This window comes from Streptococcus sp. 11273D007BT (assembly GCF_053547195.1).
Genome location: NZ_JBPWPE010000001.1, coordinates 1,834,103 through 1,856,069 on the forward strand (window position 1 = coordinate 1,834,103; position 21,967 = coordinate 1,856,069).

Sequence of the window (21,967 nt, forward strand, 5' to 3'; positions counted from 1 at the left end):
GACAATAAGCAAGGCTAGACCAATACTATGGTCTAGCCTCGTTTTTATGCTATAGTATGTTTCGTAATGCTTTTATATCGTCATCTGTCGTTGACCAGCTGGTTGCTAGACGAATGACTGTATGGTTATCATCATACTTTTCCCAAAAGCTATAAGCGATTTTTTGAGAAAGTGAATCTAGCTGGCTATTTTCAACAATAATAAATTGCTGATTTGTCGGAGATTCTAAATAAAAACGATAACCTTTTTCTTTTAAAATAGCTTTTAATTCTTCTGCTAAGGCTAAGGCTTTTTCTCCGATCTTCACATAGAGATTGTCTGTAAAAAACTGATCAAACTGAATCCCATATAAACGTCCCTTAGCTAACAAGGCACCGTGTTGTTTGACAATGGTCATAAAGTGCTTTGGCATGTTCTTTTTGGTAAAGACCAAGGCTTCACCTGCTAGAGCTCCCATTTTTGTGCCACCGATATAAAAAGCTGAGCAGAGTCTTGCAATTGTAGGTAAATCAAGATCTGTCTCCTTGGCAGCTAAACCATAGCCTAGACGTGCACCATCTAAAAAGAGAGGAATCTGATAATCGTGACAAATTCGAGATAAATCTTCTAACTCTTGCTGGCTATAGAGTGTTCCATATTCGGTCGGATGGGAAATATAAACCATCCCAGGATAAACCATGTGGCTGTGGTTACCATCTGCATAAAAGGTTTCCAGGTAATCAGCTACAGCTTTTGCTGATAGCTTGCCATCTTGGTGGGGTAGCGTTAGAACTTTGTGTCCCGTATATTCAATAGCACCAGCTTCATGCAAGGCAATATGCCCTGTCTCTGCTGCAATAACGCCTTCATAAGACTGCAATAAGCTGGCAATCGCAACTTGATTAGTCTGTGTTCCTCCTGTCAGAAAAACAACCTCCGCCTCATCTAACTGACAAGCCTCTCTAATCTTTTCGATAGCAGACTGCGTATAGCTATCTGTACCATAGCCTGATAGGTTTTCCTCATTACTTTTGACCAAGGCTGCTAAAAGTTTGGGGTGACAGCCTTCATTGTAGTCATTTTCAAAATGTAACATTCTATCCTCCTTACATGACAAAACGCAAAAATGCAACACAGATAATCCCAACTGCTACAGCCAACATCACATTTTTCGTCTTAGCAACAACAAAAAAAGTCGGTAAAACAGCTAAAAACTCAACCCATTTTAAGCGAGGTAGCTGAGTAACTTCCTCTGTGAAAATACTAGATAAAATCAAGGCAAAGATGATGGTAATCGGCAAGTAGCTTAGAAACTGAACAACCTTATCCGGTAATTTAGCCAATTTCACTAAGAAATAAGGCAAAATACGAGGAATCCATGTGACCAAGGCTGCTAAAAAAATGGCCCAAAAAACATATGCACTAATCATTGATCATTACCCCCACAAAACATCCTAAAAGGGTGGCACCTAAAACCGCCAAAGACTCACTCACAATAATAGCTAATATAAAATAGGAAATAAAAACACTTAGCAAAATCCAAGCGACTTTTTTCACCGAGATACGCCTAATCATCCCTTCGAGTTGATTAACCAAAATAGCTACAAACATAGCAACTAAAGCAAAGTCAATCCCAAAACGATCTGGATTTGGAATTAAACCTCCTAAGATAGTCCCTACAACCGTTGCCAAAAACCAAGACAAGTAGCCTGCAAAGTTATTCCCATACATCCAAAAAGGAGAGATAACTTTTTGCTCCAAACGATGTCCCAATAAGACCCCATAACTCTCATCAGTCATAAAGGAGCCAATCAGCACTTGTTGATATAGCTTAGCTTGTGGAAAAATTGTGGACACATGAAGATTCATCAAAAAGTGCCTAATATTAATCAAAAATACCGTCATGGCAATGGTGGATAAAGGTGCCTTGGTCAGAAGCATGGCACATAAAACAAATTGCCCACTCCCTGAGTAAACCAGTAAACACATGAGCCCCATCTCAAATGGGGATAATCCAGCTTTACTCCCTACTATTCCACAGGCTAAGCCAATAGAGAGATAACCCAAAACAGTTGGAGTTGCCGCTTTTGCCCCAAGCTGCATTTCTTTAAACATAAAAACTCCTTGTACAGTTAGTGATTGCCCTATTATAAAACACCCTTGGCAATATAGCAAGGGTGCTTATGGACTTAGTTTTCTAAATAGTCAAATGCCAAACTCGGCTTGGCATTAAGGTCTAAGGAGGCAAAATTGCCCTTATCATACTCTACTGCTGCTGCATAAGCAATCATACCAGCATTGTCCCCGCAAAGTCGTAAAGGAGGAATGATGACCTTAACATCCCTTATCTCCTCTGCTAAGCGTTCTCGTAAGCCTTGATTGGCAGCGACGCCACCTGCAACCACTAATGTATTAACAGGGTAGCGCTCTAGCGCTTTTTTCGTCTTAGCCAAAAGAATGTCTAAAACAGCTGCTTGAAACGAGGCACAAAGATCCTCCAATACCAAATCCTCACCTTTTTGCTGAGCATTATGATGCAGATTGATGAAGGCAGACTTCAAACCTGAGAAAGAAAACTCTAGGTGGTCTTCTTTAATCATAGCACGAGGAAACTGATAAACATCCTGTCCTTTATGGGCTAACTCATCAATCTCACGTCCAGCAGGATAGGTCAGCCCCATAACACGACCAACCTTATCATAAGCTTCACCAACAGCATCATCTCGCGTTTCTCCAACAATATGGTACTCTCCAGGTGCTGTCACATAAACAAGCTCTGTGTGTCCTCCTGACACCAATAAAGCGAGTAAAGGATACTCTAGCTCCTCAACTTCTCTTGCTGCCATTAGGTGACCTGCCATATGATTGACTGGAATTAAGGGTAAGCCATGTGCCCAAGCAAATGCCTTAGCTGCTGCCATTCCAACCAAGAGCGCTCCCACTAAACCTGGTCCGTAGGTAACCGCAACTGCATCTAAGTCACTGGCTACAACCCCTGCTTCTGATAAGGCATCCTCAATACAAGTCGTAATAACCTCCACATGATGACGACTGGCTACCTCAGGGACGACACCACCAAAACGCTTATGGCTCTCCACTTGACTAGCAATGATATTAGATAATAGTTCCTTACCATTTTTTAATACAGCTACACTGGTCTCATCACAGGAAGACTCAATAGCTAAAATATATTGATCTGTTGTCATTTTTTATCCCCTATCTCTTTTCATTAGAATGGCATCTTCTGATGGTGCTTGATAATAGTTTTTTCGCTTACCAACTACTTCAAAACCAAATTTAGCATACAAGGTTTGGGCAGAGCGGTTACTCTCTCTAACTTCTAGAAAAACAGGCACACCAAGATCGACTAAAAAAGTCATCAAACGTTCCCCAAATCCTTTGGATTGGTGGGATTTTTTAACGGCAATATTCGTCAGCTCACACTCCCCCACCAGATGTTGAAGGGATAAAAAGCCTACCATTTCTCCGTCTTCGTACACATAAAAATACTCTGCTTGAGGCTGGGATAAGTCCGTCAAGACTTGTTGGTAAGTCCAAGGCGACTGTATGTAAACGTCTTCTAAAATAGCATAAACTGACTGGGCTAAATCTTCTCTTTTTTCTTCCAGCATCTCAAACTCGCTTAATGTAATCTGTGTCTGTTTCTTGATTTGTTTTTAACCAATTTTCCTCAGCTTCTACTTTTTTCAAGTATTCTGGCACAAAAGCATCAATAGCGACAGGATCTAGCGACAAGGAAACTTTCCCTATCTCGTAGGCACTTGGAAGAACTGGAGTAATCTCTGCTTTTGGGAGAGCATTTTTAATCTGATCAGAAAAATTGCCAACCTCACCAACAAAGCTGACCTTTTCGTAGTCTTTGACGGCTTCTAAAACTTGCTCAAAGCTAGCATGACAATCTGGCTTGATCGCTCTGCCTTTTTCATAAAAACCAGCATAAACATTATTTCTACGAGCATCCATCACTGGCACCACCAGATGTGAGCTAGGGTGATTTAAAGCAATAGCTTGTAGGCTAGACAGCCCTACTAGATCAATCTTTAAACTGTAGGCTAATGTCTTAGCAGTTGCTACTGCAACACGCAAGCCTGTGTAAGAACCTGGACCTTGTGCCACAGCGATACGGTCCAAATCACTTGGTTGCCAGCCCACTTGTTGCATCAAAAAATCAATGCTTGGCATGAGGCTGATACTATGATTTTTTTTAACATTAAGGGTTAGCTCCCCTTGTAATTGCTCATCTTCTAACAAGGCTAAAGAGAGCGCTTGACTTGATGTATCAAAGGATAAAACTTTCATTTCTTAACTGTCCTCACTTGATTCTATCCTTTATTGTATGATATAATTGTGATAATTGCAACGAATCAAGGTTAAATCCATTACACTATAACAATTGAATATGAGGTGGCTATTTAACAGTCACTTAACCCAGTGGTCATCTGCTATCATCTTTTAAAAAAGGTAGTAAACCAATCTTGGGGTGGGAGTCTGACGCTTTTGCAAGTCACATTTGGCCCACTCTCTTTTTATTAGTTCAATTCAGATGGGCTTAACCCATTCAAAACCAGAAAGGAAATCTCATGATTTATAAAGTATTTTATCAAGAACGCAAAGACCGTAGCCCAAAACGTGAACAAACCAAAGCCCTCTATGTAGAGGTGGAAGCTTCAACTGAACTTGAAGGACGTATTATTGCGCGTAAACTTGTTGAGGACAAAACAGACTATAATATTGAGTTTGTTGAGTTATTATCTGACAAACACCTTGAATATGAAAAAGAAACAGGTGTCTTTGAATTAACGGAGTTGTAAGATGTCAAATATCAATTTAAAACCCGAAGAAGTTGGGGTTTATGCCATCGGTGGCCTTGGTGAGATTGGTAAGAACACTTACGGTATTGAATACCAAGATGAAATTATTATTGTTGATGCTGGGATTAAGTTTCCTGAGGATGATCTCTTAGGGATTGACTATGTTATCCCCGATTATTCTTACATTGTTGAAAATATCGATCGTGTCAAAGCACTTGTGATTACTCACGGGCACGAAGACCATATTGGTGGTATCCCTTTTCTTCTCAAACAAGCTAATATCCCAATCTATGCAGGTCCTCTAGCGCTAGCTTTAATCAAGGGAAAACTCGAAGAGCATGGTTTACTGCGTGATGCTAAGATGCATGAAATCAACCACAACACAGAGTTAACCTTCAAAAATCTCAGTGTTACTTTCTTTCGGACAACCCACTCTATCCCAGAGCCTTTAGGAATTGTTATTCACACGCCTCAAGGTCGTGTGGTTTGTACAGGTGACTTTAAGTTTGACTTTACACCAGTTGGTGAGCCCGCAGATCTACATCGTATGGCTGCTCTTGGTGAGGAGGGTGTCCTTTGTCTCTTGTCAGACTCAACCAATGCAGAAGTGCCAACTTTTACTAATTCTGAAAAAGTTGTTGGTCAGTCCATCATGAAAATTATTGAAGGCATTCATGGGCGTATCATTTTCGCCTCTTTTGCCTCAAACATTTTCCGTCTGCAACAGGCCGCTGAGGCTGCTGTGAAAACAGGACGTAAAATCGCAGTCTTTGGACGCTCGATGGAAAAAGCTATTGTTAATGGTATTGAGCTTGGCTACATCAAGGTTCCAAAGGGGACCTTTATCGAACCTAATGAAATTAAAGACTACCATGCTTCTGAAATTCTCATCATGTGTACAGGAAGCCAAGGGGAGTCAATGGCTGCTCTGGCTCGTATCGCTAACGGTACCCACCGTCAAGTCACTTTACAGCCTGGTGATACCGTTATTTTCTCATCTAGCCCAATTCCAGGTAATACGACAAGTGTCAATAAATTGATTAACACGATCCAGGAAGCTGGGGTGGATGTGATTCATGGTAAAATCAACAACATCCATACCTCTGGACACGGTGGACAACAAGAACAAAAATTAATGCTCCGTTTAATGAAACCCAAGTACTTTATGCCTGTTCACGGTGAATACCGTATGCAAAAAGTTCATGCTGGTCTAGCAGTAGATACTGGGGTTGAAAAAGATAATATCTTTATCATGGAAAATGGTGATGTCCTTGCTTTAACAAAGGATTCCGCTCGCATTTCTGGTAAGTTTAACGCTCAAGATGTCTATGTTGACGGTAATCGCATCGGAGAAATCGGTGCTGCTGTCCTTCGTGATCGCCGTGATCTAGCTGAGGATGGTGTCGTCTTAGCAGTAGCTACAGTTGACTTCAACTCTAAGATGATTTTAGCTGGACCAGACTTGTTAAGTCGTGGCTTCATCTATATGCGCGAATCAGGTGATCTGATCCGTGAAAGCCAACGTATCCTTTTTAATGCCATCCGCATTGCCTTAAAAAATAAAGATGCTAGTATCCAATCTGTTAATGGTGCAATTGTCAATGCTCTTCGTCCTTTTCTTTATGAAAAAACTGAGCGTGAGCCCATTATTATTCCTATGGTACTAACACCTGATCACAAATAGAAAAAACCATTTCGGCTAGCTATATTAGCTGAAATGGTTTTTCTTTTTATAATCCATCGTGGTCATACCTGTCCATGGCTAGCCTTTATTTTATCTCTATATCTTATAAGCTAACAAATCCAACATAAACTAAAAACAAGAGACCTATCTAGGCCTCTTGTTTTAATAATGCTCTCGTCATACGAAGTCATAAGAGCGATCTCTTTTCATCATCTTTGAAATATCAATGTTAGACAAGCTTTTTATGACAAAGAATGGTAAAGACTCTTAATTGAGCTTATGAAAAGGGATTGGCTATTAATCTTCTTTACGACGACGTTTTGCTACAAGTCCAAGCGAAGCAAGAATCATGCTAGCACCTAGTGCAACGGCTGATGTGGTATCTTCTTCACCAGTGTTAGGTAATTGTTTACCTTTTGCTTCGAATTGATTGCTTGTTGAAGCATCAGATTGAATGGTGATACCACGTGTAGCAGAAACGGCTTTCTTACCAGTTTGAACTGCCACTTCTTCATCAATTACTTCAATAATGTCTGCTTCTGTTAATTCTGAAACATTACCTGCGGCATCTTTAGTGTAAGCTGTAACAACTGTGTTAGCCTTGATAACATCTCCAGGAATAATAACTTGTCCTGTTTCTGGGTTAACAAATACTACTGTGTTATCAGTTGTCCATTTACCATCTTCACCTTTCTTAACAACAACAGTTTGTGTATTACCATCTTGATCAACATAAGTAATCACAAGTTCTGTTGCATCATCAGAAGGGGTCACAACGATATTACCATTACCATCATCTGTAACCTCTGGAGCTACTGGTGCTGTTGTATCTGGAACCGTTACTTCAGTTGGTGTTGATGTATTACCTGCTTCATCTGTAGCTGTCGCAGTGACTTTGTCGCCTTCTTTAAGCTCAACACCTGCTGGGACGTCAACTGTGTAGTTACCGTCTTCATCTGCAGTTGTTGTTACAGTTGAACCATCTGGGAAGGTTACAGTGACTGTTGAGCCTGGTTCAGCTGTACCAGTTACTGTTGTGTCACCTGCTTTTGGTGCGTTAACAACTGGTGCTTCTGGTGCTGTTGTATCTGTAATTGGCGTTACTGTATCAGTACCTGGGATTGTATCAACTGATCCATCTGGGTAAGTGATGGTTACTGTTCCGTCGTTACCAACTGTGACTTCTGTTCCTGTTGGAAGGTCTGGATTAGCTTTCTCAACTTCTTCTTTAACTTTAGCTTTCTCATCATCAGTCAAGTTGTTTGTATCTTCAACTGGCGTTACGGCTGGAGTATTTGGGGTGTTCTCATCCGCATCTGATGGGTTAGCTGTCGTTGTAGCTTCTGTTGGTTCTGAGACGTTACCTGCTTCATCTGTAGCTGTCGCAGTGACTTTGTCGCCTTCTTTAAGCTCAACACCTGCTGGGACGTCAACTGTGTAGTTACCGTCTTCATCTGCAGTTGTTGTTACAGTTGAACCATCTGGGAAGGTTACAGTGACAGTTGAGCCTGGTTCAGCTGTACCTGTTACAGTTGTGTCACCTGCTTTTGGTGCGTTAACAACTGGTGCTTCTGGTGCTGTTGTGTCTGTAATTGGCGTTACTGTATCAGTACCTGGGATTGTATCAACTGAGCCATCTGGGTAAGTGATGGTTACTGTTCCGTCGTTACCAACTGTGACTTCTGTTCCTGTTGGAAGGTCTGGATTAGCTTTCTCAACTTCTTCTTTAACTTTAGCTTTCTCATCATCAGTCAAGTTGTTTGTATCTTCAACTGGCGTTACGGCTGGAGTATTTGGGGTGTTCTCATCCGCATCTGATGGGTTAGCTGTCGTTGTAGCTTCTGTTGGTTCTGAGACGTTACCTGCTTCATCTGTAGCTGTCGCAGTGACTTTGTCGCCTTCTTTAAGCTCAACACCTGCTGGGACGTCAACTGTGTAGTTACCGTCTTCATCTGCAGTTGTTGTTACAGTTGAACCATCTGGGAAGGTTACAGTGACAGTTGAGCCTGGTTCAGCTGTACCTGTTACAGTTGTGTCACCTGCTTTTGGTGCGTTAACAACTGGTGCTTCTGGTGCTGTTGTGTCTGTAATTGGCGTTACTGTATCAGTACCTGGGATTGTATCAACTGAGCCATCTGGGTAAGTGATGGTTACTGTTCCGTCGTTACCAACTGTGACTTCTGTTCCTGTTGGAAGGTCTGGATTAGCTTTCTCAACTTCTTCTTTAACTTTAGCTTTCTCATCATCAGTCAAGTTGTTTGTATCTTCAACTGGCGTTACGGCTGGAGTATTTGGGGTGTTCTCATCCGCATCTGATGGGTTAGCTGTCGTTGTAGCTTCTGTTGGTTCTGAGACGTTACCTGCCTCATCAGTAGCTGTCGCAGTGACTTTGTCGCCTTCTTTAAGCTCAACACCTGCTGGGACGTCAACGGTGTAGTTACCGTCTTCATCTGCAGTTGTTGTTACAGTTGAACCGTCTGGGAAGGTTACAGTGACAGTTGAGCCTGGTTCAGCTGTACCTGTTACAGTTGTATCACCTGCTTTTGGTGCGTTAACAACTGGTGCTTCTGGTGCTGTTGTGTCTGTAATTGGCGTTACTGTATCAGTACCTGAGATTGTATCAACTGATCCATCTGGGTAAGTGATGGTTACTGTTCCGTCGTTACCAACTGTGACTTCTGTTCCTGTTGGAAGGTCTGGATTAGCTTTCTCAACTTCTTCTTTAACTTTAGCTTTTTCTTCATCAGTCAAGTTGTTTGGATCTTCAACTGGTGTTACAGCTGGAACGTTTGGTGTGTTCTCATCCGCATCTGATGGGTTAGCTGTTGTTGTAGTTTCTGTTGGTGTTGATGTATTACCTGCTTCATCTGTAGCTGTCGCAGTGACTTTGTCGCCTTCTTTAAGCTCAACACCTGCTGGGACGTCAACTGTGTAGTTACCGTCTTCATCTGCAGTTGTTGTTACAGTTGAACCGTCTGGGAAGGTTACAGTGACTGTTGAGCCTGGTTCAGCTGTACCAGTTACTGTTGTGTCACCTGCTTTTGGTGCGTTAACAACTGGTGCTTCTGGTGCTGTTGTATCTGTAATTGGCGTTACTGTATCAGTACCTGGGATTGTATCAACTGATCCATCTGGGTAAGTGATGGTTACTGTTCCGTCGTTACCAACTGTGACTTCTGTTCCTGTTGGAAGGTCTGGATTAGCTTTCTCAACTTCTTCTTTAACTTTAGCTTTCTCATCATCAGTCAAGTTATTTGTATCTTCAACTGGGGTTACGGCTGGAGTATTTGGGGTGTTCTCATCCGCATCTGATGGGTTAGCTGTCGTTGTAGCTTCTGTTGGTTCTGAGACGTTACCTGCTTCATCTGTAGCTGTCGCAGTGACTTTGTCGCCTTCTTTAAGCTCAACACCTGCTGGGACGTCAACGGTGTAGTTACCGTCTTCATCTGCAGTTGTTGTTACAGTTGAACCATCTGGGAAGGTTACAGTGACTGTTGAGCCTGGTTCAGCTGTACCTGTTACAGTTGTGTCACCTGCTTTTGGTGCGTTAACAACTGGTGCTTCTGGTGCTGTTGTGTCTGTAATTGGCGTTACTGTATCAGTACCTGGGATTGTATCAACTGAGCCATCTGGGTAAGTGATGGTTACTGTTCCGTCGTTACCAACTGTGACTTCTGTTCCTGTTGGAAGGTCTGGATTAGCTTTCTCAACTTCTTCTTTAACTTTAGCTTTCTCATCATCAGTCAAGTTATTTGTATCTTCAACTGGCGTTACGGCTGGAGTATTTGGGGTGTTCTCATCCGCATCTGATGGGTTAGCTGTCGTTGTAGCTTCTGTTGGTTCTGAGACGTTACCTGCTTCATCAGTAGCTGTCGCAGTGACTTTGTCGCCTTCTTTAAGCTCAACACCTGCTGGGACGTCAACGGTGTAGTTACCGTCTTCATCTGCAGTTGTTGTTACAGTTGAACCATCTGGGAAGGTTACAGTGACTGTTGAGCCTGGTTCAGCTGTACCAGTTACTGTTGTGTCACCTGCTTTTGGTGTGTTAACAACTGGTGCTTCTGGTGCTGTTGTGTCTGTAATTGGCGTTACTGTATCAGTACCTGAGATTGTATCAACTGATCCATCTGGGTAAGTGATGGTTACTGTTCCGTCGTTACCAACTGTGACTTCTGTTCCTGTTGGAAGGTCTGGATTAGCTTTCTCAACTTCTTCTTTAACTTTAGCTTTCTCATCATCAGTCAAGTTGTTTGTATCTTCAACTGGCGTTACGGCTGGAGTATTTGGGGTGTTCTCATCCGCATCTGATGGGTTAGCTGTCGTTGTAGCTTCTGTTGGTTCTGAGACGTTACCTGCTTCATCTGTAGCTGTCGCAGTGACTTTGTCGCCTTCTTTAAGCTCAACACCTGCTGGGACGTCAACTGTGTAGTTACCGTCTTCATCTGCAGTTGTTGTTACAGTTGAACCATCTGGGAAGGTTACAGTGACAGTTGAGCCTGGTTCAGCTGTACCTGTTACAGTTGTGTCACCTGCTTTTGGTGCGTTAACAACTGGTGCTTCTGGTGCTGTTGTGTCTGTAATTGGCGTTACTGTATCAGTACCTGGGATTGTATCAACTGAGCCATCTGGGTAAGTGATGGTTACTGTTCCGTCGTTACCAACTGTGACTTCTGTTCCTGTTGGAAGGTCTGGATTAGCTTTCTCAACTTCTTCTTTAACTTTAGCTTTCTCATCATCAGTCAAGTTGTTTGTATCTTCAACTGGCGTTACGGCTGGAGTATTTGGGGTGTTCTCATCCGCATCTGATGGGTTAGCTGTCGTTGTAGCTTCTGTTGGTTCTGAGACGTTACCTGCTTCATCTGTAGCTGTCGCAGTGACTTTGTCGCCTTCTTTAAGCTCAACACCTGCTGGGACGTCAACTGTGTAGTTACCGTCTTCATCTGCAGTTGTTGTTACAGTTGAACCATCTGGGAAGGTTACAGTGACTGTTGAGCCTGGTTCAGCTGTACCTGTTACAGTTGTGTCACCTGCTTTTGGTGCATTAACAACTGGTGCTTCTGGTGCTGTTGTGTCTGGATTGTTCTTAGCAGTGTCTGTTGCTGGGTTTGAGGTGTTGCCTGCTTCATCAGTTGATGTGGCAGAAACTGTTGAACCATCTTGAACTTTATCTGCTGGAATTGTGACTGCGCCTGTAGTAGGATCTACAGTGACACCTGAATCTGCTGGAACGGACCATGTACCATCATCTTCTTTAGTAACAGTTACTGTTTGTTCTGTTCCATTTTCATCAGTGTAAGTGATGTCAACGGTCTTAGTATCATCACCAGCTGTGGTTGATGGAGTTACAGTGACTGAGCCATCTTCGTTAGCTACTACTGATGGTACTTCTGGTGCTGTTGTATCTGGATTATTCTTAGCAGTGTCTGTTGCTGGGTTTGATGTGTTGCCTGCTTCATCAGTTGATGTGGCAGAAACTGTTGAACCATCTTGAACTTTATCTGCTGGAATTGTGACTGCGCCTGTAGTAGGATCTACAGTGACACCTGAATCTGCTGGTACTGTCCATGTGCCATCATCTGCTTTAGTAACAGTTACTGTTTGTTCTGTTCCATTTTCATCAGTGTATGTGATGTCAACGGTCTTAGTATCATCACCAGCTGTGGTTGATGGAGTTACAGTGACTGAGCCATCTTCGTTGGCTACTACTGATGGAGATTCTGGCGCTGTTGTGTCTGGATTGTTCTTAGCAGTGTCTGTTGCTGGGCTTGATGTGTTGCCTGCTTCATCAGTTGATGTGGCAGAAACTGTTGAACCATCTTGAACTTTATCTGCTGGAATTGTGACTGCGCCTGTAGTAGGATCTACAGTGACACCTGAATCTGCTGGTACTGTCCATGTGCCATCATCTTCTTTAGTAACAGTTACTGTTTGTTCTGTTCCATTTTCATCAGTGTAAGTGATGTCAACGGTCTTAGTATCATCACCAGCTGTGGTTGATGGAGTTACAGTGACTGAGCCATCTTCGTTAGCTACTACTGATGGAGATTCTGGTGCTGTTGTATCTGGATTGTTCTTAGCAGTGTCTGTTGCTGGGTTTGAGGTGTTGCCTGCTTCATCAGTTGATGTGGCAGAAACAGTTGAGCCATCTTGAACCTTATCAGCTGGAATTGTGACTGCACCTGTAGTAGGATCTACAGTGACACCTGAATCTGCTGGTACGGACCACGTGCCATCATCTTCTTTAGTAACAGTTACTGTTTGTTCTGTTCCATTTTCATCAGTGTAAGTGATGTCAACGGTCTTAGTATCATCACCGGCTGTGGTTGATGGTGTTACAGTGACTGAGCCATCTTCGTTAGCTACTACTGATGGAGATTCTGGTGCTGTTGTGTCTGGATTGTTCTTAGCTGTGTCTGTTGCTGGGTTTGATGTGTTGCCTGCTTCATCAGTTGATGTGGCAGAAACTGTTGAACCATCTTGAACTTTATCTGCTGGAATTGTGACTGCACCTGTAGTAGGATCTACAGTGACACCTGAATCCGCTGGAACGGACCATGTGCCATCATCTGCTTTAGTAACAGTTACTGTTTGAGATGTACCTGTTTCATCAGTATAAGTGATGTCTGTCGTCTTAGTATCATCACCAGCTGTTTGTGATGGTGTTACGGTTACTGTACCATCTTCATTAGCTTCTACTGATGGGGTTTCTGGAGCAACTGTGTCAGAATATGAAACGGTAATCCAGTTATAGATATCTTGACCGTAAATGTTACGAGTTTGTACTCTTACTTCATACTCACCAGTTGTTGGAAGTGTGTCGACAGTTGCCTCTGTAACATCTGTACTTCCCACAGCACGGTAACCAACGACTGTACGAGTGTACTCTGTATCTGGCACTGTTGGAACATTATTACCAGTGTTAGGGAAAGCATCACTTGTTGTTGCAATAGCCAACTTAGCAAAGATCTCTGCTTCAGTAACTGCTGTACCTTCTTCTTTTTCGATTGAAGTTGTATCGACTTCTTTATCGGTATAAGCATACGTGTAGAAAGCATTACTTGTTGCTGTTGCACCATCATCATCTGTCACTATTACGCGGCGAGTGTAAGAACCACCTGCTGCATGGGCAAAGGAACCTTCCAATTTACCATCTGTACCAAGTGTCAAGTTGCTACCAAGTGTTGTCATTGGGGTGTTAGCATCATCATAAGAAACGCTAACAATCGTACCATCTGCATCTGACATAGTAATTGTCGCCGTAGCGTTGTCTTTATTGGCTACTGGGGCTGCAGTAGTTGCACCTGTTTCAGTTTCAGTTGTCCCCTCAGTTGTACCAAAGACAAATAGATACTTGTTTGTATCTTGGGTTGTCTTCAACTGTGTTCCATCTGTACCAACGCTATCAATAGTTGGAGCTTGGTTAGGTTTAGCAGTATAAGGTACAAAGTAAAGGTTAACAACATTTGTATCTGTTGCAGAGTTAATAGTTGAGTCCAATGCGACAATACGAGTGCGCGCATAAACTTGGCGTTGTGTTACAGAGTTAACCAACTGCTTGCCAGATGGGATATCGTCACTTGTAATTGTAATCTCACCTGCACCATTTTTGGCATCAATAGTAATTGAATCTGTTGTATTTGTCTTATCAACATCCAACGGAATCGTCTCACCACCACCAAGGTGAGTTGGGTTAACAACATCAAGATACTGAACAAGGTTTCCATTCTCATATGCAAGGTAGTCCTTATAGTAGAAACCATCTGCACCCGTAGAATCCCCAGTACCATAGTAATTATCAGCTGTTGAATTAACAATACCTGTTTCCAACTTCTCTTTTTCATCACCATTTAGTGTGCGGTTAGTAGAATCTACTGGATTAGCAACTAGAAGTTTTAGGATTTCATTAGCGTTGAATGACGTTGTATCATCCGCATCATAATAGTAAATAATTGACTTACCATCATCACTCCACGCAAAACCAGCATCGTTACGGCTAGAAACTGACTGCTGTGTCCAAGCTAGTTTATAGTCATTTTGAATGTTCAAGTCTTCTTTCAAGACCGCACCATAAGTACCAACAACAACATCATCATTATCAGCCTTAACCTGTGCTGCACCACCAGCAATATAATCCAATGGTTTTGAATCATCTACGATTGGTGTACGATAAGTTACTGTCCAGCGAGTTGTATTATTTGTACGACGGCTAGAGTTCAGTACATAGTACTCAGATTGAGAGTTGTTTAGAATAGCATCCGAGCCCGCAAAACCAGTACGATCAATAGCTGTTAAAATATGGTTTTGATTATTATAAATTACCGCATTAACTTGTCCTTCATTCAAACCTTTTTTATCAAAGTATCCGTTTCCGATAGGACCAATATTGGCAGCAATTCCCCCTGCAGCACCCTCACCATCAGGCCATGTATTACTTGTCGAGCGAACTGATCCATCTGTGTTATATTGAGTAACAACTAAATCTTCCATAGCTCCAACTGAACTTGGTATTGTGAAGAAGTAATTATAGTAGTTACGGTTTACATAATTATTGTTAAACTCATGTGTCCAGTATACGTAACCATCTCTGATTTCATAGTTTGAAACGACGTTTGCCACAGTACCAGTTCCACGCTCTGCCGAGATTGTTGTCCCTGTAGTATTCAAGGCAACTGTCAAGTTCCCATCTTCATCTACTTTAAGCATTTCATCAGCAAGCGCCAAAGTGCTTGCTTTCACTGTTTCAACTTGGCTATCTACTTGCTCTTGTGTTGCTGTTGCATCAGCAAGGACAAGGTTGGCTTGGTCAACAGTAGCTTGAGTTGATGTTGCTGCTGCTTCTAACTCAGTATTTCCTGCTTGAGTTGTTGCGACTTGGCGCAAAGCTTCATCTGAAAGGACAATAGCTTCTGAAATAACTTGCTCAAGAACAGTCTTATCCGCTAATTGAGATTCGGCAATTTCTTCTTCTTCAGATTTTTTAACAATCGCAAAGGACAAGATATTAACTTGGCTCTCTGAGATTTGCTGAGTAATGGTTGCAGCTTGACCTTGAGCCAATGTGTAACCTGCTGGAATATCTGCTGCAGCTACTGTAAGTGTCGATTCTGCCACTTCTTCAGAAGTTTCTGTTGCCACTAAGTTAGCAGTTTTGGCAACAACCTCACCTGTGCTAGTTGTATATTGCACTTCATAGGCAATATAAGCTGTACGGTTTGTTGTCTCTGCTGCTACTTCTGTGCTTGCTTCTGTAGCTGTTGATGCAGCAGATTCTGAGCTTGCTTCACTTGTTGCAGTAGAAGTTGCAGCTTCTGAACTTGCTTCGCTTGTTGCTACAGTGGAAGCTGCGGATTCTGAGCTTGCCTCACTTGTTGCTGCAGTAGAAGTTGCAACTGTTGAGCTTGCTTCACTTGTTGCAGTAGAAGTTGCAGCTTCTGTGCTTGTCTCAACTAAAGTTCCATCCTCTGATCCTACAGATGCTGTATTATCTAAAGTTGTGGTTGGTTCTGTTGTGACTGTATCTGCACTTGCAACATTGGCTACGGCACCAATGGCAAGTACAAGGGAGCATCCAAATAAGAATTGCTTCCCTTTTTTAATCATACGCCAATTTTTCTGTTGGCTACCTTGACGATTAAAATACATAAATACCTCCGAAATATTTGTGAGTTGAATTTTGACCACTCATTACCATTATATATATATATATATATATTGCAAGCATTTTGATTGCTGAATATTACTTTGTTTGATAGAAACTAAGCGATATATAAAATTTTTATAACAGTATTTTTAAATTTTTGATAATATTCAGATTTTTACAAAGACTAAAGCCTTTCTAAATAAAAAAACGCCTCAGCCCAAATTTCCTTGGGTGAGGAGATCGTTTTTATTTTCAAGTGCATTAGCTGAAATGGTTTTTCTTGTTATAATCCGTTATGGTCATGCCTGTCCATTTTTTAAAGGCTCGGCTAAAAGCATTGACCTCGCTATAGTCGACTAGGCTAGAGATTTCTTCAGCTGAGAGATTCATCTTAAGGTAAGAGAAAGCCATAGATTTTTGAACTGCTTGTAGTTCTTTCTTAAAGCTGGTAGTTTCAGCTGACAAATTTCTCTGTAAGGTACGCACACTCAAACCTAGACGATAACATCAATAAGAAACTCTCTTTATAATGTTAATCTGGTTGCTGTCCGTCGTGGGCCAACCACTTGCAGTCAGTCAAACTCATTTCTGTAAAGACAGCTTCAAAAGATGAGTCTTCTGGTGAACAGGCATAGATACCAAAACGAATTTTCCCACTGCCTTGATGCAGGTGGCAAATCCGCATTTGCTCAAAATGAATACCGTCTTTGGAGTTTTCAATGCAAAAATCACTGCCCCGGCGGCTCAAACGGTAGTAAATTGACTTGACAGAAGCAGGAATTTCCTGGGTTGCCCAGTCTGAAAAGCCCTGATTGGTCACAACGCTACCCAAATGCTGAAAATTTTCATTTTCATACTCAATCGAGCCCTTAATCCAGTTTTCCGAATCCTGATAAACCACGACACCACACTGGTCAAAACGAGTATGGCTATTGGAAAAATCCGTCTTAACCGTAAAGGAAAAATACTCTTCCTCCGTGTCCATCAAGAGCAGGGGAGCATTATCATTGACAAAATGGTAGTAGGTCTTCTGCCACAAGTCCGTATGAGCTTGGGTTGTGATTCTGATTTCCTTGTCTGAAATCTGGTAGTTTTCTGGTTCTCTTACCCAGTAAAAATTCTTAGTGTTCATGTTACTCCTTGGTTCTATCGTCAATAAAAGTTATCATCCGCTCAAATGCTTTCGCAGATACCGGGTCATTTCGTAAATTCGCCACAAAACCATGTGGCTTTTCAAGCCCTTCTTCTGATAAAGGATCGACCAATTCATTTTCAACTCCCGCTTGCTTCAAGGCTTTATTGAGCGATACCATATCTGTTCGATACTCGCTTCCCAGAAGGAAACTAGCTGGATAGTCCTTGTTCACATGTGAAATCGGGTTATAGACATTGATTTCTTCCTCACTTAGATAGATGGTTCCTGAAACATAATTTCCAACCAAGATCTTCGTGCTTAAGCTAAACTTGGCGTAATCTAAGGGAGCGTCGTCAATGACTAGAGCCTTGACATGTTCTTTTGCAATACTTGGTTCAATGTTCAATAGCTGAGCGTAATCCTTGTTGGCTAAGACACTACCATATTGTGCTACCATGATAGCACCTGCGGATGAGCCCATTAAGACGACATTGTCCATGTTCAAATGATATTCTTCAGCGTGTTCCTTTATGTAGGCAATGGCCTGATTCATCTGAATCACAGGTGTTGGAAAATGGTGGTCTGGTACAAGAGCATAGTCAACATTGACCACATTATATCCTTTTGACACGATATCGTCAATGAGATAGGTGGCTTGGCTGGCAGCCAGAGGGTCCCCCATATTTTTGCTACCTCCAAAGAAACCACCACCGTGGAAATAGAAGAGAGTTGGACGGTCAGCTTCAAAATTTTGGTCTGGATAGGTAATATCTAAAAAACTGTTAGGATATTCCTTACTATAGGCAATCTCACTTTTCAAATACTGACCATTTTCTTTCGATCCGTCGATAGGTTCATAAAGGGGACTGTAAGAGTTGGGTCAACTCTCCTGGTACATAAACGATTGAATGACCTCTGGTTTGTGCAAAATGGTGCATGAAGGAAGAGGTATGAATGACCCTGCCTGCTGCTTTTTCCAGCAAGGGCAGCAATTCCGTCGTCAAGATATAAGGAACTTGGACAGACAGCATAAAGGTCATCTCGATATTTTCTGCCGTTGCCACACGGGCATCACCAAAGTAAGCACCCGCATTGTTTAACAAGACATCAATCTGCTCAAAATCGCGTTTAATTTCTTGGCTGAAACGATAGACATCTGCTAACTTGGAAAAATCTGCAAGGTAGCCGTGAATCTTTTTATTTCCTGTTTTTAATTGGATATCACTGAGGGCTACACGGAGCTTTTCGCTATTTCGCCCGTGCAAAATCACTTCATGACCTTCACTAGCCAGTTTCATGGCTAGGTGTTTGCCGATTCCATCCGTCGATCCTGTGATTAAAATGGTTTTAGGCATTGGTTTCCTCCAAAAAGGCTAGTAAGGCTTTCGAAAAATCCTCTGCATTTTGGAAAATCGAGCCGTGTCCTGCATTTGGATAGATGATCAGTTGGCTATTTTTGATCTTCTCGTGCATAGTGTAAGAATTTTCTGTTGGAACCTGCATGTCCTTATCACCGTTGACGATCAAAGTTGGTTGGGTGATAAAGGTCATATCATCTTGAGGCTCTCTTCCCCAGCGTTTGATAGCTTTCAACTGGGTTAAAAATCCTGGAACATTCATGTCCTTGTCTGCATGAGCAGCACTTCTTTGCCCCATACGACCCAAGACTTTTTCTGCTTCCAGACGACCTGCTTCATCATGATTGTAGAAGATGTAGCGTTTCGGATCCACACGCTCCAAACCAGCCTTCAGCATATAGCGGAAGGTTTTTCCAGTCACCTTATCGACTTCAAAACCACCACGAGGACCTGTGCCTGCTAAAATCAAACGGTTGACCAGCTGACTATCCAGACGAACGATTTCTTGAGCAATGAAACCACCCATAGACAGACCCAGCAAATTGATTTTCTCATGACCCAAAGCCTTGATAATAGAAACAGCCTGCTCAGCCATTCCTGGAATAGTCGGAGCAACCTTGCCTTGACTAGCTCCCACGCCAGGAAGGTCTAGGACAATTACATGGTGCTTTTCAGCCAGCAAATCCAGCAATTTTGGATCCCAGTTGTCCAAGGTCGCCGCTAGGTGAACCAGCATGACCAAAGGAAGGGTCGACTTGCCCTTGCTGAGCTCACGATAGGCGATTTTATTGTTTGAAACGGTGATGTATTGGTTTTTGGTTGTAATATATGACATGATGTTTCCTTGTATATCTTATTGTCTTAGTTGAAACTGAGGACGGTTTTTCCGCGTGAACGACCGTTGGCAACCTTATCAAGTGCGGCGTTGACTTCTTCAAATGGATAAACGGTATCGATAGACGGTTTGATTTCGAGCTTGCTGAAAATGTCTGCTACTTCTTGCAGTTGGCGACCATTGCTCTCTACGAAAATGAAATGGTAGTGAACACCGTATTTCTTAGCCATTTTGTCAAATGAACGACCAGCTAGGCCAAACAAGATTTGTTTCCATTTTGGTAAATTCATACGTTTGGCAAATTCACCATTTGGCATGGCACGAAGGGAAACCAGCTGCCCACCTTTTTTCATGATGGACATTTGTTTTTCCGTTTCTGCACCACCAAGTGTATCCAAGACATAGTCAACATTGCTAAGTGTTTTGGTGTAATCTTCTGTCTTGTAATCGATAAACCGATCTGCACCCAATGACAACACCCGCTCTGCATTTGCCCCATCACCATTGGTAATGACGGTCAAGCCCTTGGCTTTGGCAATCGGAATAGCCATACCGCCGACACCACCAGTTCCGCCAGAAATGAAGATGGTCTTACCTGCCTCAGCACCCATGAGGTCAAGGGCCTGCATGATGGTCAAGGCTGTCAAAGGAACAGCAGCCGCTTCTTCATCTGTCAAGTAGGCAGGAACCTTAGCAAGAGCTTGAGCGTCAACCGCTACATACTCAGCGAAAGCACCGATACTATCAAGCGGAAGACGACCGAAGACACGATCACCTGCTGCAAAGTTGGTTACAGTTGCACCGATTTCTTGGATGATTCCAACTACTTCATTTCCAGCTGTTTGTGGCAATTTGTAAGGAACAAGCAATTTCACATCTCCACGTGAAATCATGTTGTCCAATGAGTTAACGCCTGCTGCGGTCACTTTGACAAGGACTTGGTTGGGTTTAATTTGTGGTTTAGCAATTTCTGTAAGGTTAAGGGTGATCTTGTTTTTGTTATAAGCTGTGTGTTGTGCTGCTTTCATGTTCTTCTCTTTTCTATTCTTTAGTTTGTTCCTGTATCACTTACAGGTCTATGTTGGGTTTTATAAAATCTGACCGAGGTCAGATTCGGGTTTCTTGTGCGGATTGATAGAGATTATCAATCACATTATCTAAGGATTGACGACTGAGTTGATTTTCCAGTTCTTGTTCAACACAGGAAAAGATGGGAACCATTGCCCCTTCTATATGCTGCCCAACTGGACAAGTAAGATTGGCATTCTGGTGTATCTGAAATAGGCGAATATGCTCCACTTCTTGCGTCGCAAGGTAGATTTCCAATAAGCTAATATCCTTAGGGGACTTGCTCAATTGGTAGCCCGATCGCCCTTGGTGCGAAGTGATTAAGCCTGCATTTTTCAAAAGTGCAATCACCTTGCGGATATAGCTGGCATTGGTGCCAACGCTCTCAGCTAGGGCTTGCGAGCTAAGTATTTCCTTACTCTCACTGATCATGGTCAGTATATGAAGGGCTACTGAAAACTTTGTATCCATTCGCGCTCCTTTCTATTCTTGTATCACTTACAAGAACAAGTTTACCATAAGCTAGACTTCTTGGCAAGTCTTTTGCTTTATTTTTTTTAAAACAAAGCACTCGACCAAGAAGTCGCTTGTCTTACATGCGTTTCCCGTTTAGGACGAAAGGCAAGGTTTTATCTATATGATAGGCGTGGACTGCGGAGGCGTATTGAACCACTTCTGCATTCAACTGCGGAGCTAGGTTGGCATAGAAGGCCTCTCTTGCCGCCTGATCCACAAAACCTAGGATGATGGAGGCATGAAGGTGGTCTTCTTTAGGATTGTCATGGGCAACATTTGGGGTATTCCAAGTCGCTTTATTCCAAGGAAGATAGACCTGTGTCCGTACTTCCGTTACCCCAGAAATTGTAGCCAGTTGACTGGCTAGTCCATCTTGAACAAATGTTTTGAAGCTGCCGCTATTAACACCATCTTTGCGACGGAAGTAAAGGACATCACGCAGTTGGGTTTGGGCCTGAGTGCTAGTATGGTACCAACGTGATGAATAAGGGAAGCCCATGTGCATCAAGGTCCGACGGAAAACGTTGACCTCATCTTCAAAGGCAAGAGCAGTCTGACGGCGACCGCCTATTGGTGCCAATAACTTTTGATAGGTCACTTCCGCAATGCCATCAATCCGACGGTCTTCTGGAATAGCCGTCTCTAAGCCTGTCACTTTCGGCCAAAAACTATGTTCCGTCTCACTCAAATGTTGCTGGCGGTATTCTAGTAGACCCGGTGAAGCTGCAATAATCTGTGCATGCCCGCCACTCCAGTAGTCCATTCCCTCTTGACGCGGTTTATCCTGACGCATCCATAATAAAATGAATAGTGAAAATCTTTTTTCAAAATTGTTAGACATCGTTACGAATACCTCATTGATTTTATACAAGGAATCAACTTGTCTCGCCGTCGGATTCGTCGCATCATGAAGAGATTGA

Annotated in this window: 16 protein-coding genes and 1 pseudogene; 2 read left to right on the forward strand and 15 right to left on the reverse strand. The window is 42.5% G+C overall.

The window, feature by feature from the left end; translation table 11 throughout:
• Window positions 1–49 precede the first annotated feature (49 nt).
• The 6 genes from ACEE75_RS09240 to tsaB all read right to left on the reverse strand — a co-directional run bounded on the left by ACEE75_RS09240 (window position 50) and on the right by tsaB (window position 4,299).
• The gene (locus ACEE75_RS09240) at window positions 50–1,075 is read right to left on the reverse strand and encodes a threonine aldolase family protein (protein WP_447574270.1); all 1,026 of its coding nucleotides are present in this window, start codon (window positions 1,073–1,075) and stop codon (window positions 50–52) included.
• A 10-nt stretch (window positions 1,076–1,085) separates the two neighbouring features.
• Window positions 1,086–1,409 carry an AzlD domain-containing protein gene (locus ACEE75_RS09245; RefSeq protein ID WP_354369625.1) on the reverse strand — a complete coding sequence of 108 codons (324 nt, stop codon included), beginning with the start codon at window positions 1,407–1,409 and terminating at the stop codon, window positions 1,086–1,088.
• Complete coding sequence (locus ACEE75_RS09250) at window positions 1,402–2,094, reverse strand: AzlC family ABC transporter permease (protein WP_447574269.1); 693 nt, start codon at window positions 2,092–2,094, stop codon at window positions 1,402–1,404. The genes ACEE75_RS09245 and ACEE75_RS09250 overlap by 8 nt, the downstream gene beginning before the upstream one ends.
• A gap of 74 nt (window positions 2,095–2,168) precedes the next feature.
• The gene (gene tsaD, locus ACEE75_RS09255; RefSeq protein WP_354369627.1) at window positions 2,169–3,185 is read right to left on the reverse strand and encodes a tRNA (adenosine(37)-N6)-threonylcarbamoyltransferase complex transferase subunit TsaD; all 1,017 of its coding nucleotides are present in this window, start codon (window positions 3,183–3,185) and stop codon (window positions 2,169–2,171) included.
• A 3-nt stretch (window positions 3,186–3,188) separates the two neighbouring features.
• On the reverse strand, window positions 3,189–3,611 hold the full coding sequence (rimI, locus tag ACEE75_RS09260; protein ID WP_447574268.1) for a ribosomal protein S18-alanine N-acetyltransferase: 423 nt from the start codon (window positions 3,609–3,611) through the stop codon (window positions 3,189–3,191).
• 1 nt (window position 3,612) lies between these two features.
• Entirely contained in the window at window positions 3,613–4,299 is a 687-nt protein-coding gene (gene tsaB, locus ACEE75_RS09265) for a tRNA (adenosine(37)-N6)-threonylcarbamoyltransferase complex dimerization subunit type 1 TsaB (protein WP_447574267.1), read from the reverse strand.
• Window positions 4,300–4,580: 281 nt separating this feature from the next.
• Between tsaB and ACEE75_RS09270 the strand changes: the two genes are divergently transcribed.
• Together ACEE75_RS09270 and rnjA are read left to right on the forward strand one after the other, a co-directional pair.
• On the forward strand, window positions 4,581–4,811 hold the full coding sequence (locus ACEE75_RS09270; RefSeq protein WP_354369630.1) for a DNA-dependent RNA polymerase subunit epsilon: 231 nt from the start codon (window positions 4,581–4,583) through the stop codon (window positions 4,809–4,811).
• A gap of 1 nt (window position 4,812) precedes the next feature.
• Entirely contained in the window at window positions 4,813–6,495 is a 1,683-nt protein-coding gene (rnjA, locus tag ACEE75_RS09275) for a ribonuclease J1 (RefSeq protein ID WP_354369631.1), read from the forward strand.
• Window positions 6,496–6,792: 297 nt separating this feature from the next.
• On the opposite strand, the gene ACEE75_RS09280 is transcribed toward rnjA, so the two are convergent.
• From ACEE75_RS09280 to ACEE75_RS09320, 9 genes and pseudogenes are all read right to left on the reverse strand, one after another.
• Window positions 6,793–16,137 carry an Ig-like domain-containing protein gene (locus tag ACEE75_RS09280; RefSeq protein WP_449173630.1) on the reverse strand — a complete coding sequence of 3,115 codons (9,345 nt, stop codon included), beginning with the start codon at window positions 16,135–16,137 and terminating at the stop codon, window positions 6,793–6,795.
• A 259-nt stretch (window positions 16,138–16,396) separates the two neighbouring features.
• A complete protein-coding gene (locus ACEE75_RS09285) occupies window positions 16,397–16,627 on the reverse strand; it encodes a helix-turn-helix domain-containing protein (RefSeq protein ID WP_449164908.1) in 231 nt (76 codons plus the stop codon).
• 40 nt (window positions 16,628–16,667) lie between these two features.
• Window positions 16,668–17,267 carry a DUF1349 domain-containing protein gene (locus ACEE75_RS09290; protein ID WP_449164909.1) on the reverse strand — a complete coding sequence of 200 codons (600 nt, stop codon included), beginning with the start codon at window positions 17,265–17,267 and terminating at the stop codon, window positions 16,668–16,670.
• Between the two features lies 1 nt (window position 17,268).
• Window positions 17,269–18,090 (reverse strand): alpha/beta hydrolase, encoded by an 822-nt coding sequence (locus tag ACEE75_RS09295; protein WP_449164910.1) that lies wholly within the window; start codon window positions 18,088–18,090, stop codon window positions 17,269–17,271.
• 91 nt (window positions 18,091–18,181) lie between these two features.
• A pseudogene (locus ACEE75_RS09300) lies at window positions 18,182–18,625 on the reverse strand (SDR family NAD(P)-dependent oxidoreductase); the annotation flags it as partial.
• Window positions 18,618–19,463, reverse strand: coding sequence for an alpha/beta fold hydrolase (locus ACEE75_RS09305; protein ID WP_449164911.1), 846 nt, complete (start codon window positions 19,461–19,463; stop codon window positions 18,618–18,620). The pseudogene ACEE75_RS09300 and the gene ACEE75_RS09305, both read right to left, overlap by 8 nt.
• Window positions 19,464–19,489: 26 nt before the next feature.
• Entirely contained in the window at window positions 19,490–20,491 is a 1,002-nt protein-coding gene (locus ACEE75_RS09310) for an NADP-dependent oxidoreductase (protein ID WP_449164912.1), read from the reverse strand.
• A gap of 79 nt (window positions 20,492–20,570) precedes the next feature.
• Window positions 20,571–21,002, reverse strand: coding sequence for an Rrf2 family transcriptional regulator (locus ACEE75_RS09315; RefSeq protein WP_449164913.1), 432 nt, complete (start codon window positions 21,000–21,002; stop codon window positions 20,571–20,573).
• A gap of 121 nt (window positions 21,003–21,123) precedes the next feature.
• Window positions 21,124–21,888, reverse strand: coding sequence for a hypothetical protein (locus tag ACEE75_RS09320; RefSeq protein WP_449173631.1), 765 nt, complete (start codon window positions 21,886–21,888; stop codon window positions 21,124–21,126).
• Between the last annotated feature and the right edge of the window lie 79 nt (window positions 21,889–21,967).